The 16,813-nt window shown below is 35.7% G+C and carries 19 protein-coding genes and 1 riboswitch; of the genes, 11 read left to right on the plus strand and 8 right to left on the minus strand.

Annotation, left to right across the window (positions count from 1 at the left end):
• Positions 1-5: 5 nt before the first annotated feature.
• Complete coding sequence (locus NSS97_RS06940) at positions 6-317, plus strand: cyclic-phosphate processing receiver domain-containing protein (protein ID WP_002064363.1); 312 nt, start codon at positions 6-8, stop codon at positions 315-317.
• 27 nt (positions 318-344) lie between these two features.
• On the opposite strand, the gene NSS97_RS06945 is transcribed toward NSS97_RS06940, so the two are convergent.
• From NSS97_RS06945 to phaQ, 7 genes are all read right to left on the minus strand, one after another.
• The gene (locus NSS97_RS06945) at positions 345-1,196 is read right to left on the minus strand and encodes a formate/nitrite transporter family protein (RefSeq protein WP_002011581.1); all 852 of its coding nucleotides are present in this window, start codon (positions 1,194-1,196) and stop codon (positions 345-347) included.
• Between the two features lie 209 nt (positions 1,197-1,405).
• Positions 1,406-2,200 carry a TerC family protein gene (locus NSS97_RS06950; protein ID WP_002011580.1) on the minus strand — a complete coding sequence of 265 codons (795 nt, stop codon included), beginning with the start codon at positions 2,198-2,200 and terminating at the stop codon, positions 1,406-1,408.
• 79 nt (positions 2,201-2,279) lie between these two features.
• Positions 2,280-2,452, minus strand: a riboswitch (yybP-ykoY riboswitch).
• A gap of 38 nt (positions 2,453-2,490) precedes the next feature.
• Positions 2,491-3,810, minus strand: a complete 1,320-nt coding sequence (locus tag NSS97_RS06955; RefSeq protein WP_107886977.1) for a TrkH family potassium uptake protein — start codon at positions 3,808-3,810, stop codon at positions 2,491-2,493.
• 113 nt (positions 3,811-3,923) lie between these two features.
• Positions 3,924-4,109: an alpha/beta-type small acid-soluble spore protein gene (locus tag NSS97_RS06960; RefSeq protein ID WP_000241212.1), complete on the minus strand. Its 186-nt coding sequence runs from the start codon at positions 4,107-4,109 to the stop codon at positions 3,924-3,926.
• Positions 4,110-4,251: 142 nt separating this feature from the next.
• Positions 4,252-4,695, minus strand: a complete 444-nt coding sequence (locus tag NSS97_RS06965) for a MaoC family dehydratase (RefSeq protein WP_001067911.1) — start codon at positions 4,693-4,695, stop codon at positions 4,252-4,254.
• A gap of 101 nt (positions 4,696-4,796) precedes the next feature.
• On the minus strand, positions 4,797-5,321 hold the full coding sequence (gene phaP / locus NSS97_RS06970; protein WP_002011575.1) for a polyhydroxyalkanoic acid inclusion protein PhaP: 525 nt from the start codon (positions 5,319-5,321) through the stop codon (positions 4,797-4,799).
• A 42-nt stretch (positions 5,322-5,363) separates the two neighbouring features.
• Positions 5,364-5,816, minus strand: a complete 453-nt coding sequence (gene phaQ / locus NSS97_RS06975; protein WP_000903018.1) for a poly-beta-hydroxybutyrate-responsive repressor — start codon at positions 5,814-5,816, stop codon at positions 5,364-5,366.
• A 198-nt stretch (positions 5,817-6,014) separates the two neighbouring features.
• Between phaQ and phaR the strand changes: the two genes are divergently transcribed.
• The 5 genes from phaR to NSS97_RS07000 all read left to right on the plus strand — a co-directional run bounded on the left by phaR (position 6,015) and on the right by NSS97_RS07000 (position 11,223).
• The gene (gene phaR / locus NSS97_RS06980) at positions 6,015-6,497 is read left to right on the plus strand and encodes a polyhydroxyalkanoic acid synthase subunit PhaR (RefSeq protein WP_000566956.1); all 483 of its coding nucleotides are present in this window, start codon (positions 6,015-6,017) and stop codon (positions 6,495-6,497) included.
• 152 nt (positions 6,498-6,649) lie between these two features.
• A complete protein-coding gene (locus tag NSS97_RS06985; RefSeq protein ID WP_002030515.1) occupies positions 6,650-7,393 on the plus strand; it encodes an acetoacetyl-CoA reductase in 744 nt (247 codons plus the stop codon).
• Positions 7,394-7,476: 83 nt separating this feature from the next.
• Entirely contained in the window at positions 7,477-8,562 is a 1,086-nt protein-coding gene (gene phaC, locus NSS97_RS06990; protein ID WP_000206840.1) for a class III poly(R)-hydroxyalkanoic acid synthase subunit PhaC, read from the plus strand.
• Between the two features lie 94 nt (positions 8,563-8,656).
• Positions 8,657-9,850 (plus strand): NAD(P)/FAD-dependent oxidoreductase, encoded by a 1,194-nt coding sequence (locus NSS97_RS06995; protein ID WP_044437878.1) that lies wholly within the window; start codon positions 8,657-8,659, stop codon positions 9,848-9,850.
• A gap of 23 nt (positions 9,851-9,873) precedes the next feature.
• The gene (locus NSS97_RS07000) at positions 9,874-11,223 is read left to right on the plus strand and encodes a TrkH family potassium uptake protein (RefSeq protein WP_002011570.1); all 1,350 of its coding nucleotides are present in this window, start codon (positions 9,874-9,876) and stop codon (positions 11,221-11,223) included.
• Positions 11,224-11,261: 38 nt separating this feature from the next.
• Here NSS97_RS07000 and NSS97_RS07005 read toward each other — a convergent pair whose 3' ends face one another.
• Positions 11,262-11,645, minus strand: coding sequence for a DUF3905 domain-containing protein (locus NSS97_RS07005; protein WP_002011568.1), 384 nt, complete (start codon positions 11,643-11,645; stop codon positions 11,262-11,264).
• A gap of 97 nt (positions 11,646-11,742) precedes the next feature.
• Here NSS97_RS07005 and NSS97_RS07010 point away from each other — a divergent pair, with 97 nt between their 5' ends.
• The 5 genes from NSS97_RS07010 (at position 11,743) to phnX (ending at position 16,798) form a co-directional block, all read left to right on the plus strand.
• Entirely contained in the window at positions 11,743-11,898 is a 156-nt protein-coding gene (locus NSS97_RS07010) for a hypothetical protein (RefSeq protein WP_002011566.1), read from the plus strand.
• Positions 11,899-12,126: 228 nt separating this feature from the next.
• Complete coding sequence (locus NSS97_RS07015) at positions 12,127-13,203, plus strand: putative 2-aminoethylphosphonate ABC transporter substrate-binding protein (protein WP_002030507.1); 1,077 nt, start codon at positions 12,127-12,129, stop codon at positions 13,201-13,203.
• A 19-nt stretch (positions 13,204-13,222) separates the two neighbouring features.
• Positions 13,223-14,224 (plus strand): putative 2-aminoethylphosphonate ABC transporter ATP-binding protein, encoded by a 1,002-nt coding sequence (locus NSS97_RS07020; protein ID WP_107886976.1) that lies wholly within the window; start codon positions 13,223-13,225, stop codon positions 14,222-14,224.
• Positions 14,225-15,982 carry a putative 2-aminoethylphosphonate ABC transporter permease subunit gene (locus tag NSS97_RS07025; protein WP_131929218.1) on the plus strand — a complete coding sequence of 586 codons (1,758 nt, stop codon included), beginning with the start codon at positions 14,225-14,227 and terminating at the stop codon, positions 15,980-15,982.
• Between the two features lie 21 nt (positions 15,983-16,003).
• Positions 16,004-16,798, plus strand: coding sequence for a phosphonoacetaldehyde hydrolase (gene phnX / locus NSS97_RS07030; RefSeq protein WP_044437885.1), 795 nt, complete (start codon positions 16,004-16,006; stop codon positions 16,796-16,798).
• Positions 16,799-16,813: the final 15 nt, after the last annotated feature.

Below are 16,813 nucleotides of genomic sequence, written 5' to 3' on the forward strand. Positions count from 1 at the left end.
AGAAAATGAATGTATATATGGATGATCAAAGAAGTTGCCCATACGGATATGTTTTGGCAACTACAGTAGAATCTGCCTTGCAAATTGTTAGGGATAATGAGGTGAATATTATTTCCCTCGATTATAATATGGGATGGCGACAAAAAAGTGGGTTAGATTTCGTAGAAGCTTTCTGCAACGAAGGTTTATATGTTAATGAAATTCACCTTCATACAAATGATGTCATCGGTATGCATCAGATGAAAAAGAGCATAGAGAGAGGGAAGGAAAACGGGGAAATTAATCCTTATATTGCCTTGAAATATGTAGGGAGCTAAAAACTCCAAAGTAAAACTTTGGAGTTTTTAATGTTTCATATGTGCTTGTAAAGGAATAATTTCCTCCGTTTGAGCTCCAACTAATTGAGTTTTCTCTTGTTCAACAACAGGTGCTTTCTTTGTTAAGTAATGATATACCATACCGACAAATACGGATCCGCCAATAATGTTACCGATTGTAACTGGAATTAAGTTATGAATAGCGCCCGCAAAAGAAATTGTCTCAGGATGTGGTGATACTAAAGATAAAGCAAACAGTGATAAGTTTGCAATGCTATGCTCATAACCAGATAAAAAGAAAGTGAAAACGAGCATCATCATCATCAATATTTTTGCTGTGTCACCTTTCACTTGAGAAGGTAAGAAGCAGGCAAGACATACGAGCCAGTTACATAAAATCGCTTTAAAGAATAATTGCATTGTAGGTGTATTCATCTTTCCTTCAACAACTTTATTCATTAAATGACTGTGATCAATTGCTTCGAAAATTCCAGTTGCGTAAAATAGTAAGGCAAAGAATAAAGCGCCAGCTAAGTTACCTGCATAACAAGCAACCCAGTTGCGAAGTGTATCAGAAATCGTTGTTTCTTTTCTTAAAGTTGCCACTGTGAAGTACATTGTATTGCCAGTAAATAATTCAGCGCCGCCATATATAATAAGTACGAGAGCAATTCCGAAAAACATGGAGGAAGCTAAATATGTTGCTGGTGAATCTGCAATATGAAAAAAGTTACCTAATTTAAAACATAGTACAATAATAAAACCGATATAAATGCCTGCAAGTGCAGCACGAATGAAATATTGCATTGGATTTATATCTAGCATTTGTTTTTTGCTCTTAGCCAGTTTTACAACGTAATCTAATCCTTGTTCTAGCATGAGTAATACGCTCCTTTAATACATCGTCTATAAATACTCCTTATATGAATAAGGTACATGGATTTGTTCATAGTTTCAATAAGTTTGTGCAATATTTCACAAAAAGGACATACATCTAGAAAGGAAGCGTTTACAAAAGGTAGTATAATGGAATTTTTTCTGAAAATAGAGAGGGGAATTGAAACGAGAAAAAAGAAAAAGCGCTGTAATTACAGCGCTTTTTCGTCTAAATTCTTTTCTACTTTTACTTCTACTTCTTTCGAGAAGAACCAACCGCAAACTGCGATTCCAACTAATACAATCCAGAATGTAAGCTTCCACGGAGTGGATTCTGGGAATGAATGCGGAAGGACATTTAAAGCAGGGTGTGCTAGCGTATAAACTGTTAATTTCACACCAACCCAACCTACAATTAAAAATGCTGCAGTTTCAAGTCCTGGTTTACGTTTTAATATTTGTACGAAAGCAGTTGCTGCAAATCGCATTATAACTAATCCGATAAGTCCACCTGTAAAGATAACGATAAATTGACCTGTATCAAGACTACCAATCGTACCTAATCCTGTTTTCGGTAAAGTCACTGCTAATGCAACAGCAGCTAAAATTGAATCAACTGCGAAGGCGATATCAGCAACTTCGACTTTAAATACAGTCCACCAAAAGTTCTCTTGTTTTTTCTTTGCTTCTTTTTCTTCTGTTTCTTCATGTGTATTCTTTTTAACATACGTTTTAAATAAGTGATTCCCCGCGATAAACATAAGATAAATCGCACCAATTGCTTGCACTTGCCATACATCTACTAGGAACGAAATCATAAATAGTGATCCGAAGCGGAAAACGAACGCTCCTGCTAATCCATAAAATAGTGCTTTCTTTCGTTTTTCTTCTGGTAAATGTTTTACCATAATTGCGAGAACGAGAGCGTTATCAGCCGCTAAAATCCCCTCTAGTGCAATTAGGATGAGTAATACCCAACCATACTCCAATAATAATGATACATCCATGTACATTCTCCTCTCATTTCTATAAAGACTAAACAAGTGAAGAAGTTCCCCACTGTTTAGTTTCCCCATACTCCTGCGTATCAACGGTGGAAGGAATTTGAAAACAAAAAAGACCTCTGCCGTTGATAGGCAAAGGTCTTGCTAGACATATGTAATGAAAATGCCAACAAAGCCGGAAGAACTAAGTTCTACGTAATGACGACTTTGTTTCCAAGAAATAGTTCTTGGACGCTACTCCCCTTTGGAGATATGCTATTGTACTCTCATTATATGGATAATTTATACGGTTGTCAACCTGTTAAAATATCTTCGTTGGGATATTTTATTTTTCTTTGTTTTTTACGTGCAAATGAAAAGGCTAATGTTAAAGGCCCCATCTTTCCAAAAAACATCATAAAGATAATAATTGTTTTGCCGATGATTGTTAAGTGTGGCGTCAAATTCATGCTAAGGCCGACAGTTCCAAATGCTGAAAATACTTCAAAAGCACTCATTAATAAAGGAACCTTCTCAGTGATGCTTAAAATTAAAATGGAAAGAAAAATAAACGAAATTGAAATAATAGTAATTGTTAATGATTTGACAATGAGCGTATCTTTAATGGATTTTTTAAACACGACAATATCATCTTGTTCTTGCAAAAATTTAAATACGCCGAAAAACATAATCAAAAAAGTCGTTAACTTAATCCCACCACCAGTTGAAGCACTGCCAGCACCAATAAACATAAGAAGCATCATTAATAAAAGTGAAGGTTTTGATAATGCAGAGATATCAACAGTATTAAACCCGGCAGTACGTGTTGAAACCGCTTGAAAATAAGCAGCCATACCTTCTTCAAATGGTGTAAAACCTCTCATGGAAATTGAATTATGGAACTCAAATATAAAGATAAAAGCTGTAGCAATAATATTGACGATTAGAGTAGAAGAGAGCATAAGCTTTGAGTGCAAAGTAAGGTTTTTAAAGTTTTTCTTTCTTTTTATATCTACGATAACCGTAAAACCAATCCCACCTAAAATAATGAGGGAAGAAATAACGAGATTGACGAGAATGCTATGGGAGTGCGACATTAAATTATCGCTCCACACAGAAAACCCAGCATTGTTAAAGGCTGAGATAGAATGAAAAAAGCTATAATATATACCTTTGGCAACCCCGTATTTTGGTACCCATTCAAAAGAGAGAAGTAAAGTAGCGATACATTCTACAGTAAAAGAAAATAAAAATAATGCTTTTGCAAGACGAATGATTCCGCCGACATTTGTTTGGTTTAATGCTTGTTGTAATAAAATCCGGTTTTGAAGGCCGATTTTTCTGCCGAGCATAATTGCGATTAAAACAGCAAAGCTCATAATGCCAAGCCCGCCAACTTGTATAAGTGTTAAAATGACACATTGGCCAAATAAGGTAAATACTTTACCAGTGTCCACAACACCAAGCCCTGTAACCGTACAAGCAGAAACCGTTGTAAATAAAGCATCGAGCCATGAAATAGACGTTGTTGTAGCAATTGGCAATTTCAATAGGCATGTACCGATAATTGATAGCATAATAAAAGATACAATAAGAACACGGGGAGGACTCATGCTAATGTTAATCCGTTTCATTTCACATATCGTTCCTTTCGATTTGCTCTTACTAGTATGTGAAGAAGCACTATTATGTATGTTAAAAAAGAAAGAGGCAGAGAATATCTGCCTCTAAGCCATAGGTTATATAGTTATCCGCGTAATTGTTGTTGAGCTAAAGCAACAAGACGTTTCGTTACTTCACCGCCAACTGATCCGTTAGAACGAGATGCTGTATTAGATCCTAAGCTTACACCGAATTCTTGTGCGATTTCATATTTGAATTGTTCAAGTGCTTGCTCTGCACCCGGAACTAGTAATTTGTTTGTTTTCACCATGTTGATACACATCCTTAAAGAGTAATCCAGTTTAGCTAAGTGCTATCTGGTAATGTTATTTTATGTGTAAACGACGTACTCATACACGGAAGTAAACGGTGTGATTAGAAGTTCTTGGATAGAAAAAAGAGTAGCAAATTTGCTACTCTTTTTTCAGTATTGTCGCTGTACCTTCTACGACAATATCATCAGATTGATTATATATGTTTGTTTGCAATGTGATAATTTTTTTATCGTCCCGTTTTTTAATAACTTCTGCCACAACGCGAAGTGTATCACCGATTTTGACAGGAGCACGGAATGAAACGTTTTGTGATAAATAAATCGTATTTTTGCCAGGAAGTTTCGTTCCAAGAATGGTAGAAATAAAACTTGAAACGAGCATGCCATGGGCAATACGTTCTTTGAACATTGTCGTTTTTGCAAAAGAGTCTAGAATGTGAATAGGATTTACATCTCCAGTCAATTTTGCAAAATTGATAACGTCCTCATCCGTAATTTTTTTTGTCAGTGATGCTTGATCACCGACTTGAATCTCATCGTAACGAAGCTCCGGAACAGTTTGTGCTTCTTGAAATGGATTCATTTTGTCCTCCTTCTTTTCCATATCGAAAAATGTAAGCCATCTTGATGTAGTAGGAGGAAGAAAGAGTTTTGTTTGTGCTGCAGTTAGTTGCCACATTTTTCTTACTTGATGGAAGTAAATAGATTTTTTGAGTTTTCCTCGAACTGCTTTGCAAGTTCGAGTTGTTTGGACTTGAACTCTCCCAAAAAAACTTCTAACTGTTTTTGAACCTCTTCACGTTGCGACTGTTGTTGTTCGATAAAGTGTTTTGTTGTTTCTTCAAATTGGCCGCTAGTTTGAGTAAGAATAGACAAAGATGTTTTCGTAGGCGAAACAGTAAGTTGGTGCATTTGATTAGAAAGCTCATTCCACTTTTCTTGCCACTCGTTAATTTGATCATTTAAGGAGTTTCCAGTTAATTGCTTCACATAGTCTGTATATTGGTTATTGAACTGAGCAGTGAATTGGTGTAGTTCTTTTTCTAGTTCATCTACTCCTGATGTTAATTTATGCAAAGCGTCTTGTTGTTGTTTTAACGTTTCTAAAGTAAGTTGCTCTAATTGTTTCCCAGCTGAAGAGAAGAGGGAAAGAGATTGAGACCAGTTTTTCCAAAATGCATCGACTAATTCGTATGGCTTAGTTTCCATTGTTTGACCTCCAAATGTTTTTTTGCATATTGTGAACGCAGATTACTCTGCTGTACCACCAGGTGAAGATGAAGAATCCTTTTCATCCTTTTCTGGAGAAGTAGAAAATGGAAAGAATGCATTGGTGTATAACGTGAAAAACGTCCGCAACATATTTTGATAATGTTCAAAAGAAGTCGCACATGTTGTTAAATATTGCTCTCCATATTCTGTTAAAGAATAAATTCGTTTCGCTGGCCCGCCTTCGCTTGTATCCCAAGTAGAAGAAATAAGATTTTCTTTTTCTAATTTGCGTAGTGTCCTATACACATTACCTTGGTCAACAGAAGAAAAGCCGATGTCCATTAGCATTTGAATAAGTTTGTAACCATGAAGACTCCAGTCTTTTAGACAGAGAAGTAAGAAAGGAACTAAGAAGTTTTTTGGCATGGAGTTTGGTTGTTTCGCTTGGTTTTTTTCCAAACTTTCTGGGTGTTCTGGTTCATTATGTAGCATGATTGTGCATCACCTCATGAATCAGTTAGATGGAATTTTTTGCTTATAAGTGCAATTTACACCTATCTGTTTTTAATGTCAATACATTTGTTAGAAAATAAAGAAAAATAAAATATATACTTGAAGTTTTATTCGGAATATTAGAAAATAGTGAATAGGTTGAATTGTTTCAAAAACGAAAAAGGGAGTGTAGTCGAAGTGATTGATCAAAAATTCGATCCATTGCAAGCATGGAAAAATGCTTATGAACAAACCGAAACATTTTGGGGAAAAGCGCTCAATGAAACAATTAAAACAGAAGAATATTCTGCTTGGATGGGCAGCGTTCTAGATTTGAATTTGTTTTATCAAAAAGCATTAAATGATACGACAAAAAATTATTTAGAACAGGTGAATGTGCCGACGAGAGAGGATATCGCTAGAGTAGCTACGCTTGTTATTAACTTAGAAAATAAAGTTGATAACATCGAGGAAATTCTAGAAGAGAAAGTGGATTCATTAGGACAAGCTCCTACATTAAAGCGTGATGTTACGAAAGTAAAACAAGATATGCGCACGTTAGAAACGAAAGTTGATCAAATTTTAGAATTGCTAGAAAAGCAAAATGCAGTACTAGCTAAACTACAAGTACCTGTAAAAGAAGAAGTAAAGCCTGTAAATAAGCCAGAAAATAAAAAATGATAATGGCGTTTGTTTATAACGTGTAAAAGAGAGAGGGAGAATCTCTTTTCATGTATAAACAACGAAACATAATTAATATATGGACTCAATTAGTATGAGTACCAAAATGATTCATAACAATCGTTCACAAATTCATTTAAGGGGGAAAAGAAATGGTTCAATTAAATGGCAAAGTAGCAATCGTAACAGGTGGGGCAAAAGGAATTGGAAAAGCAATCACAGTAGCATTAGCACAAGAGGGAGCAAAAGTAGTTATTAACTATAACAGCAGTAAAGAAGCAGCTGAAAACTTAGTAAATGAATTAGGAAAAGAAGGACATGACGTTTATGCAGTTCAAGCGGATGTTTCTAAAGTAGAAGATGCAAACAGACTTGTAGAAGAAGCTGTGAATCATTTTGGTCAAGTTGATATTCTTGTTAATAATGCTGGTATTACAAGAGATCGTACATTCAAAAAATTAAATCGTGAAGATTGGGAGCGCGTAATTGACGTGAACTTAAGCAGTGTATTTAATACGACAAGTGCGGTACTTCCATACATATCGGAAGCAGAAGAAGGAAGAATCATTAGTATTTCTTCTATTATTGGCCAAGCTGGTGGATTTGGACAAACAAACTACTCAGCAGCAAAAGCAGGTATGCTAGGATTTACAAAATCATTAGCGTTAGAACTTGCAAGAACAAATGTAACTGTAAACGCAATTTGCCCAGGATTTATTGATACTGAAATGGTAGCAGAAGTACCAGAAGAAGTGCGTCAAAAAATCGTTGCGAAAATCCCGAAAAAACGTTTTGGTCAAGCTGATGAAATTGCAAAAGGTGTAGTATATCTATGCCGTGACGGTGCGTATATCACAGGTCAGCAATTAAACATTAACGGCGGATTATACATGTAATGAAGTAAGAAAAAAGTGCATATCCATAGCAGGAATGCACTTCTTTTTTTAGAAAGAAATTGACCAAAAAGGAGATAGGAAAAATGACTACATTCGTAACGGAATGGGAAAAGCAATTGGAGTTGTACCCAGAAGAATATCGTAAAGCATATCGCCGTGTGAAAAGAGCGAGCGAAGTTTTATTACGCGAACCAGAACCACAAGTTGGTTTAACACCGAAAGAGGTTATTTGGACGAAGAATAAAACGAAGCTGTATCGTTACATTCCAAAACAAGAAAAAACACAGAGAGTTCCAATCTTATTAATATACGCTCTTATTAATAAACCGTATATTATGGATTTAACTCCAGGAAATAGTTTAGTGGAATATTTAGTAGATCGTGGTTTTGATGTGTATATGCTTGATTGGGGCACATTCGGTTTAGAAGATAGTCATTTGAAGTTTGATGATTTCGTGTTCGATTATATTGCAAAAGCAGTGAAAAAAGTAATGAGAACTGCAAAATCGGACGAGATTTCTTTACTTGGTTATTGCATGGGTGGAACGTTAACATCTATTTATGCAGCGCTTCATCCGGACATGCCAATTCGTAACTTGATTTTTATGACAAGTCCTTTTGATTTCTCTGAAACAGGATTATACGGTCCTTTATTAGATGAGAAATATTTCAATTTAGATAAAGCGGTTGATACATTCGGAAATATTCCGCCAGAAATGATTGATTTCGGAAATAAGATGTTAAAACCAATTACAAACTTTGTCGGTCCATATGTTGCTTTAGTCGATCGTTCAGAAAATGAGCGATTCGTCGAAAGTTGGAAATTAGTTCAAAAGTGGGTAGGCGATGGTATTCCGTTCCCAGGTGAATCGTATAGACAATGGATTCGTGATTTTTATCAAAATAATAAATTAGTGAAGGGTGAACTCGTTATTCGCGGACAAAAGGTAGACCTTGCAAATATTAAGGCGAATGTCTTAAATATTTCTGCGAAGCGTGATCATATCGCTCTGCCATGTCAAGTAGAAGCTTTACTTGATCATATTTCTAGCACAGATAAACAGTATGTATGTTTACCGACAGGACATATGTCTATTGTGTATGGTGGAACGGCTGTAAAGCAAACATATCCGACGGTTGGAAATTGGCTTGAAGAGCGTTCTAATTAAAGAGAAGAAATCCAACTAGCTTATGTTAGTTGGATTTTTTTATGGAAAATGACGAAACATAGGAAGGAGAAAATACATTGTAGGAGTATAATATATGAAGCTTATGACTGGTAAGTTGTTTTGGAGTGCTGGAGTTTCTGTACCTTGTTATCCAACGTTAGAAAATGATATGATATGTGATGTACTAGTAATTGGAAGTGGAGAAGCAGGTGCTCATATAGCGTATTCGTTAGCTAAAATTGGAATGCGTGTTATGCTCATTGAAAAAAGAGCAATTGCATGTGGTAGCACAGCTGCAAATACAGGATTATTACAATTTGTTCATGATAAATCGTTGACCTCTCTTATTCATACATTTGGTGAAGAGAAAGGGGTACGAGCATATAGACTTTGTTATGAAGCGCTGCAAACAATGGAAAAGGTTGTGCTAACTCTCGATATTGATCCCCATTTTATTCCGCGAAATAGTTTGTATTATGCAAGTAGAGATGAGGATATTTCATTTTTACAAGAAGAATATAATACGTTACGCCATTATGGATTTCCGGTTGAATATTTTACAGAGTCTGATATTAAGAAACGTTATTCATTTACAAAACAAGCAGCGTTATATACAAGCGGTGATGCAGAAGTGAATCCGTATTTATTAGCGCATAGTCTTTTGCATAAAGCGAAACAAATGGGCGCTACTATATATGAACATACAGAGGCATTACATATTAAACAAATCCAAAATGATTTAATTTGTTACACGAAAACAGGAAATAAAATTGTAGCAAAGAATATTATTATGGCGACAGGTTATGAAGCAATTTTTGGAAAGAAAGAAAAAAATACAACAGTAGAAACGTCTTATGCCGTTGTGACAAATAAGATAGATTATTTTGAAGGCTGGCATGAGCAATCGTTAATTTGGGAAACAGCACGTCCGTATTTGTATAGTCGAACGTATCAAAACCGCATTGTTATAGGCGGATTAGATGAGGCGCTGAAAATTCAAAAAATCGGCGATACGAAATTATTGCATAAGCGTGATCTTCTTATTAACATTGTAAAAGAAATGTTCCCGCAGTATAAAAATATACGGGCAGAGTACTATTGGGCAGCAGCATTTGGTGGCAGTCATGACGGTCTTCCTATTTTAAAAGAAGATAAAAAAATACATAATTTATATTACGCACTGCCGTATGGGGGCAATGGAACTGTATACGGAATGGTATTTGCGAAACTATTTCAGCAGTTATTTACAAATGAAGAAAGTGATGATTTTTCTTTATTTAATCGATAGAAAAAAGGTAGCGAAGTGATGGAATGAGAGATATAAAAAAGTTTTTACAAAAGTTACGTCCCGTACAACTTATCGTTGTATTTTATTTACTAGCAGTAGTCGTATCGGTAATTTTGCTTAGTTTACCATTTGTTACGAAGCCTGAAGTGAAATGGACATTTATCGATGCACTATTTACATCTGTTAGTGCGGTAAGTGTTACGGGACTGTCTGTTGTTACGATTTCAGATACGTTTACAACGGCAGGAATTATTGTTTTAGCTCTTATTTTACAATTAGGCGGATTAGGAATTATGGCGCTTGGTACATTCGTCTGGATTATAACGGGGAAAAAGATTGGTTTGCAAAGAAGAAGATTAATTATGGCAGACCATAACCAAGGGAATTTATCGGGCCTTGTAGAATTGATGCGTTCTATTTTAATTGTAATTATTTCGATAGAACTCATTGGAGCAATACTGTTAGGTACAAGGTTCTTACTATATTTCCCGACTTGGCAAGAAGCTTATTTTCACGGTTTCTTTGCCGCTGTGAGCGCAACAACGAACGGAGGATTTGATTTAACAGGACAATCACTTATTCCGTACAAAAAAGATTATATTGTTCAAATGATTCATATGTTGCTTATTATTTTAGGAGCTATCGGTTTCCCAGTGTTAATGGAAGTAAAACAATTCCTTAGTAAAAGGCGACAACAACTATTTCGCTTTTCGTTATTTACAAAATTGACGACAACGACATTTTTTGTACTCGTTATTGTTGGAACAATTATGATTTTTCTATTGGAACGAAATCATTTTTTAGTAGGAAAGTCATGGCATGAAACTGTATTTTATACATTATTCCAATCTGTGACGACGCGAAGTGGAGGACTCGCTACAATGGACATACGTGAATTATCACAACCAACGCTTTTATTTATGAGTATATTAATGTTCATTGGGGCATCTCCAAGTTCAGTTGGGGGCGGAATACGTACAACAACATTTGCAGTTAGTATATTATCGTTATATACATTTGCAAGAGGCGGGAGAACAGTCCGAGTTTTCAAACGTCAGCTACATGAAGAGGACGTGTTGAAAGCATCTGTCGTTATGACGATGGGGATTTTATTATGTGCCTCAGCGCTATTCATTTTATCTATTACGGAAAATGTACCGCTTATGAGCTTAATCGTTGAAGTTTGTTCTGCTTTCGGAACGACGGGACTATCAACAGGTGTTACTCCTGATTTAACAACTGTTGGTAAACTTGTACTTATTGTACTTATGTTTATCGGACGCGTCGGTATTTTGACATTTATTTTAGCTAGTGGTGGAAGAGAGCAACCAGCTCGCTATAAGTACCCGAAAGAGCGAATTATTATTGGATAGTATGAAACCATTCTACCTGCGTTAGGTAGAATGGTTTTTTAGTCGTTAATTCCAAATTGGGGATGCATAAAAGCATCATTTTTATTATCAACTTCGTTTTTAAGTAATTCTTGATTTTCTTCTGCAATCCATCCGATATCATTTGTAGGATGGATCCATTCTTCCCCAGCCATAATGGCAGGATCTACCTCATCACTCCAATTATTAAGAGGACTGTTAGTGGAATCGTATTTACTGTCTCCAATTACAACATCATATTGATTTATAAAAGGTTGTTGCATCTTTTTGCCTGTGCCTTTAAAAGAAGGAAAGTTCATTTGATGAGGGAGCGTCTCGTCTAAAATTGGCGATTGTATCGTTTCTTTTTCTTTCAAAGTAATCGCTCCTTTTTGTAATGGCTTGTTCGTATGTAGTATTTCCATCTATAAGCTCTTATGTACTTGTTAACACTTCCCAGTAATAATTACTGTAAGTTGTTTCAAACTAGAATAGAAAGTTATTTCGTGAGAGCAGGTGAATATGTTGGTAAAAAGAAAAGTAAAACAAAATGCAGCAATTAATAATAATAAAACTCCGAAAGAAAGCTTACCAGATGCAGAATTTGCATTAGAGTATGAAGGAGAAAATAGTGCGAAGTATGCAAATCGTAATTCAAAAAAAGGTAAACAAAAATGAGGCGTTTTTTACAAACGCCTCATTTTTTTGTGGGATTATAAAGGTTTTTTTAATTATTTGTAAATTTCACGTTTGATATTAGCAGAAAAATGCGAAAAAACATAGAAGTAGCAACGTATTACACAAAAACAAACAACAAACAAAAGATTAATGTTGGTTTAATACTGCTTTTACACTAGTTGTTTATATTAGAGTTGTACATAAGATTTGTAAAAGGAGAGAGAGACAGTGAAAAAAACAATCTTTAAAGCTGTAGCAACTGGAATGGTATTTTCGTTATTAATGGGGTGTGGTGCAAAGAAAGAAGAAAGTGCTGGAGCAAAAGTAAAAGATGATAAATTATCTGGATCATTAACTGTTTACACAGCGATTGAAGAAGAGCTTGTACCGATTTATCTTGATTCTTTTAAACAGAAGTACCCAGACGTGAAGTTGAACATTGTTCGTGATTCAACAGGAGTTATTACAGCGAAATTGCTAGCTGAAGGAAAAAATACACAAGCAGATGTTGTATGGGGAACTGCAGCGTCTAGTCTATTAGCTTTAGAGAAAAAAGATATGTTAAAAGGATACTCTCCAAAAGGAGCAGATCGTGTCCTTTCGCAATTTAAAGACGATAAGAAACCAGAAAAATGGGTAGGAAATACTGCATTTATGACGGGGATTGCTGTAAATAAAGAAGAATTGAAGAAGAAAAATTTACCGATGCCAGAATCATATGAAGATTTAACGAAGCCAGAATATAAAGGAACGCTAGTTATGCCGCATCCGGCTTCTTCTGGAACAGGATTTTTAACAGTTTCTGCATGGCTACAAATTATGGGAGAAGATAAGGGCTGGGATTACATGAAGAAACTTCATGATAATATGGCAACTTATACTCATTCAGGTTCAAAACCAGCGAAATTAGCAGGCGCAGGTGAATATCCAGTTGGTGTATCAATGGTTTATAGTGCTTTGAAAGAGAAACAAAAAGGTGCACCAGTTGAAGTTGTACTGCCGAAAGAAGGATTAGGCTGGGAAGTAGAAGCGAACGCACTTATTAAGAAAGATAATGCTAAAAATGATAAATTAGCGCAAGCATTTTTAGATTGGGCAATTACAGATGATGTAATGAAGTTATACTTCGAGAAAAATGGATTTGCGACAATTAAAAATGATTATAAACTTCCAGATGGATTCCCTAAAGATGTGACAGAAAAGTTATATAAAAAGAATGACTTTAAATGGGCAGCAGAAAATCGTGACAAAATTTTAGAAAAATGGGAAAAAGAGTTTGGCCAAAAAGCAGAACCGAAAAAGTAAGTGAGTGGGAGAGAGAAAAATGAGCGAATATTTATCAATTCAACACATCCAAAAACAGTTTGATGCATTTACAGCGTTAAAGGATATTTCTTTTACTGTGAAAAAAAATGAGTTTGTTTGTTTATTAGGCCCAAGTGGTTGTGGGAAAACGACATTGCTCCGAATTTTAGCGGGGCTAGAAGAGGCAACAACAGGTAGTATTGCTGTGAATGGAAAAGATATTACAGCATTACCACCTGGAAAGAGGAACTTCGGAATGGTTTTTCAATCGTATGCATTATTTCCGAATTTAACTGCACTTGAAAACATTGAATACGGCTTAAAAACAAAAAAATATGGAAAAGCAGAAGTAAAAGAAAAAGCGCTAACGGCGTTAGAACTTGTTGATTTGCTGAATGTAAAAGATAAATATCCTGCTCAAATGTCTGGTGGACAACAGCAGCGAGTAGCACTTGCACGTGCGCTCGCTCTGTCTCCCGATATTTTGTTACTTGATGAGCCGTTATCTGCTTTAGATGCAAAAGTGCGTGGAAAGTTGCGCAGAGAAATGCGTGATTTGCAAGAAAAAGTGGGAGTAACAACTATTATGGTAACGCATGATCAAGAAGAGGCATTAACGATGGCTGATAAAATTGTTGTAATGAATCATGCGGAAATTATGCAGATTGGAACACCAGAGGAGATTTATCAAAGACCAGCCAATCCGTTTGTGGCAGATTTTATTGGTTCTATTAATTTCTTTTCGAAAAATAACGAAGAACATGCGATTCGTCCTGAACATGTAACAGTTGTACAAAATAATGGTATTAAAACAGTTGTAGAAAGCATGGAATTTCGCGGTTCTGTATACCGGACGGAAGTGCGGGTCATAGAAGAGAAAACACACCTTTATAATGAGAAAATTGTAGTGGATATATTGGCATCAGAAGTAGAGGAAACTGCTATTAGAAAAGGAAAGCCAATTCAAATCTCTTTCTCAGAAAATCATATGTTGTCATATGGAAAGAAGGTCATTGTATAGATGGAGATGTTAGAAAACTTTAAGGCAGAAAGTACAAAAAAAAAGATTAAGAGACGTATCGGTAAAGAAGAGTGGATACAAAGACTATTAATTATTGGTATGCTTCTTTCATTTTTTATCATGCTTGTATTGCCTTTATTACAACTGTTTACACAAGCCTTTTATGATAAAGATGGAGCTTTTGTTGGTGTTGCGAATTTCAGTAAATATTTCACAACACCAACGCTAGTTCAATCACTACAAAATACGATATGGATTTCGGGCGCTACAACAATTATTTCGGTTACACTCGCTTTCGCTTACGCATATGCGATCGCTCGTACAAATGTTTTTGGAAAGCGCGTATTTCAATACATAGCATTATTACCATTATTCGCACCAACGATGATGCACGGTATTGCGCTTACATATTTATTTGGTAATCAAGGGTTAATAACAAAAGGAATGTTTGGTTTATTTGAAGGAATACAAATACCGTTATACGGACCAGTAGGAATTGTAATGGCTGAAGTTATGTATACATTTCCGCAAGCATTCCTTATTTTATTAATTGCTCTCCAAGGTTCTGATTATCGTTTATATGAAGCTTCTAATATGTTGGGTGCAAGTAAAGTGAAACAGTTTTTTACGGTTACTTTACCTAGTGTGAAATACGGATTAATTAGTGCGATGTTCGTTGTATTTACACTTAGTTTCACTGATTTTGGGGCACCTAAAATTGTTGGAGGACAATATAACGTACTTGCTACTGACGTATATAAGCAAGTAATTGGACAGCAAAATATGTCCATGGGCGCAACTGTCGGAATGATTTTATTGATCCCAGCTATTTTCGCATTTGCAGTTGATCGTATTACGCAAAGAAAACAGGCAAATCTCTTATCTTCAAAAGCAGTACCTTACAGAATAATAAATAATAAGAAAAGAGATGTTATTTCATTCGTATATTGTAGCGTAGTCACGTTTATGATCATTCTTTTATTTGTGGCAGTTGGTATTGCTGCAAGTGTGAAAGTATGGCCATATAATATGAGTTTTACACTTGAGCATTTTAATTTTTCGAGTTTGACAGGAGACGGAATTGAAGCATTTAAAAATAGTGTAATTGTCTCAGCTATTACGGCAGTTATCGGGGCGATTTTAACATTTGTGTTCGCTTATGCGATTGAAAAAATAGAACAGCTACAGTTTTTCAGAAAAGTAGGTTACTTTTTCTCTATTGTACCGTTAGCGATTCCTGGATTAGTACTTGGATTAGGATATGTCTTTTTCTTTAGTCAACCAACAATTCAAATTCTAGGACTTTCAGTAACAAATCCGTTTCATTCCTTATATGGCACAATTGCTGTTTTAGTATTAGTAAATATCATTCATTTTTACTCTGTAACGTTTGTTACCGCAACGACTGCTTTAAAGAAACTAGACCGAGAGTTTGAACTTGTTTCACAGTCGATGAGCGTACCGTTTTATAAAACTTTCTTTCGAGTAACAGTACCGATGTGTTTACCAGCTATTTTAGAAATGGTTATGTACTATTTCGTAAATTCAATGGTGACTGTATCGGCAGTAGTGTTCTTATATGCGGCTGATTTTAAACTAGCTGCTGTATCAATTGTAAATATGGACGATGCAGGAAATGTAGCACCAGCAGCTGCAATGAGTGTACTTATTGTTGTTACAAATATTGTAGTGAGGGTTGTATATGAATGGGGAACGAAAGCACTTCGTAACCGAACGTCACAATGGCAAAAAAGATAAGTAAGAAGGGTGATGGATAGAATGAAAATTGAAGCAGTTATTTTTGATTGGGCAGGTACGACAGTTGATTACGGATGTTTTGCACCATTAGAAGTATTCATGAAGATTTTTCATAAACGCGGTGTTGAAATTACAGCAGAAGAAGCTCGCAAACCAATGGGGTTATTGAAGATTGATCATGTTAGGGTATTAACGGAAATGCCCCGTATTTCGAATGAGTGGAAGCGTGTCTTCGGACAATTACCAACAGAAGAAGATATTCATGAGATGTATGAAGAGTTTGAAGAAATTCTCTTTGCTATTTTACCGTACTATGCCACGCCAATTGATGGGGTAAAAGAAGTGGTTTCTTCACTACGTGAAAGAGGTATTAAAATTGGATCAACAACTGGTTATACGAGAGAAATGATGGACATTGTTGCAAAAGAAGCAGAAATACAAGGGTATAAACCTGATTTTCTTGTGACGCCAAATGATGTTCCAGCAGGTCGTCCATATCCGTGGATGTGTTATAAAAATGCGATGGAACTCTGTGTATACCCAATGAATCATATGATAAAAATTGGAGACACCGTGTCAGATATGAAAGAGGGCAGAAATGCTGGAATGTGGACTGTTGGTGTAATCCTCGGTAGTAGTGAGCTCGGTTTAACGGAAGAGGAAGTTGAGAATATGGATCCGTTAGAGCTTCGTGAAAAAATAGAAGTAGTTCGTAATCGTTTCATTGAAAATGGGGCTCATTTTACAATTGAAACGATGCAGGAGCTCGAAAACGTAATTGAACATATCGAGAAACAAGAACTTATTATTTCATAAAGGGGGCACACGATC

The sequence above is a fragment of the Bacillus sp. FSL R12-0074 genome (assembly GCF_038005725.1).
Taxonomy (GTDB): Bacteria; Bacillota; Bacilli; order Bacillales; family Bacillaceae_G; genus Bacillus_A; species Bacillus_A mycoides.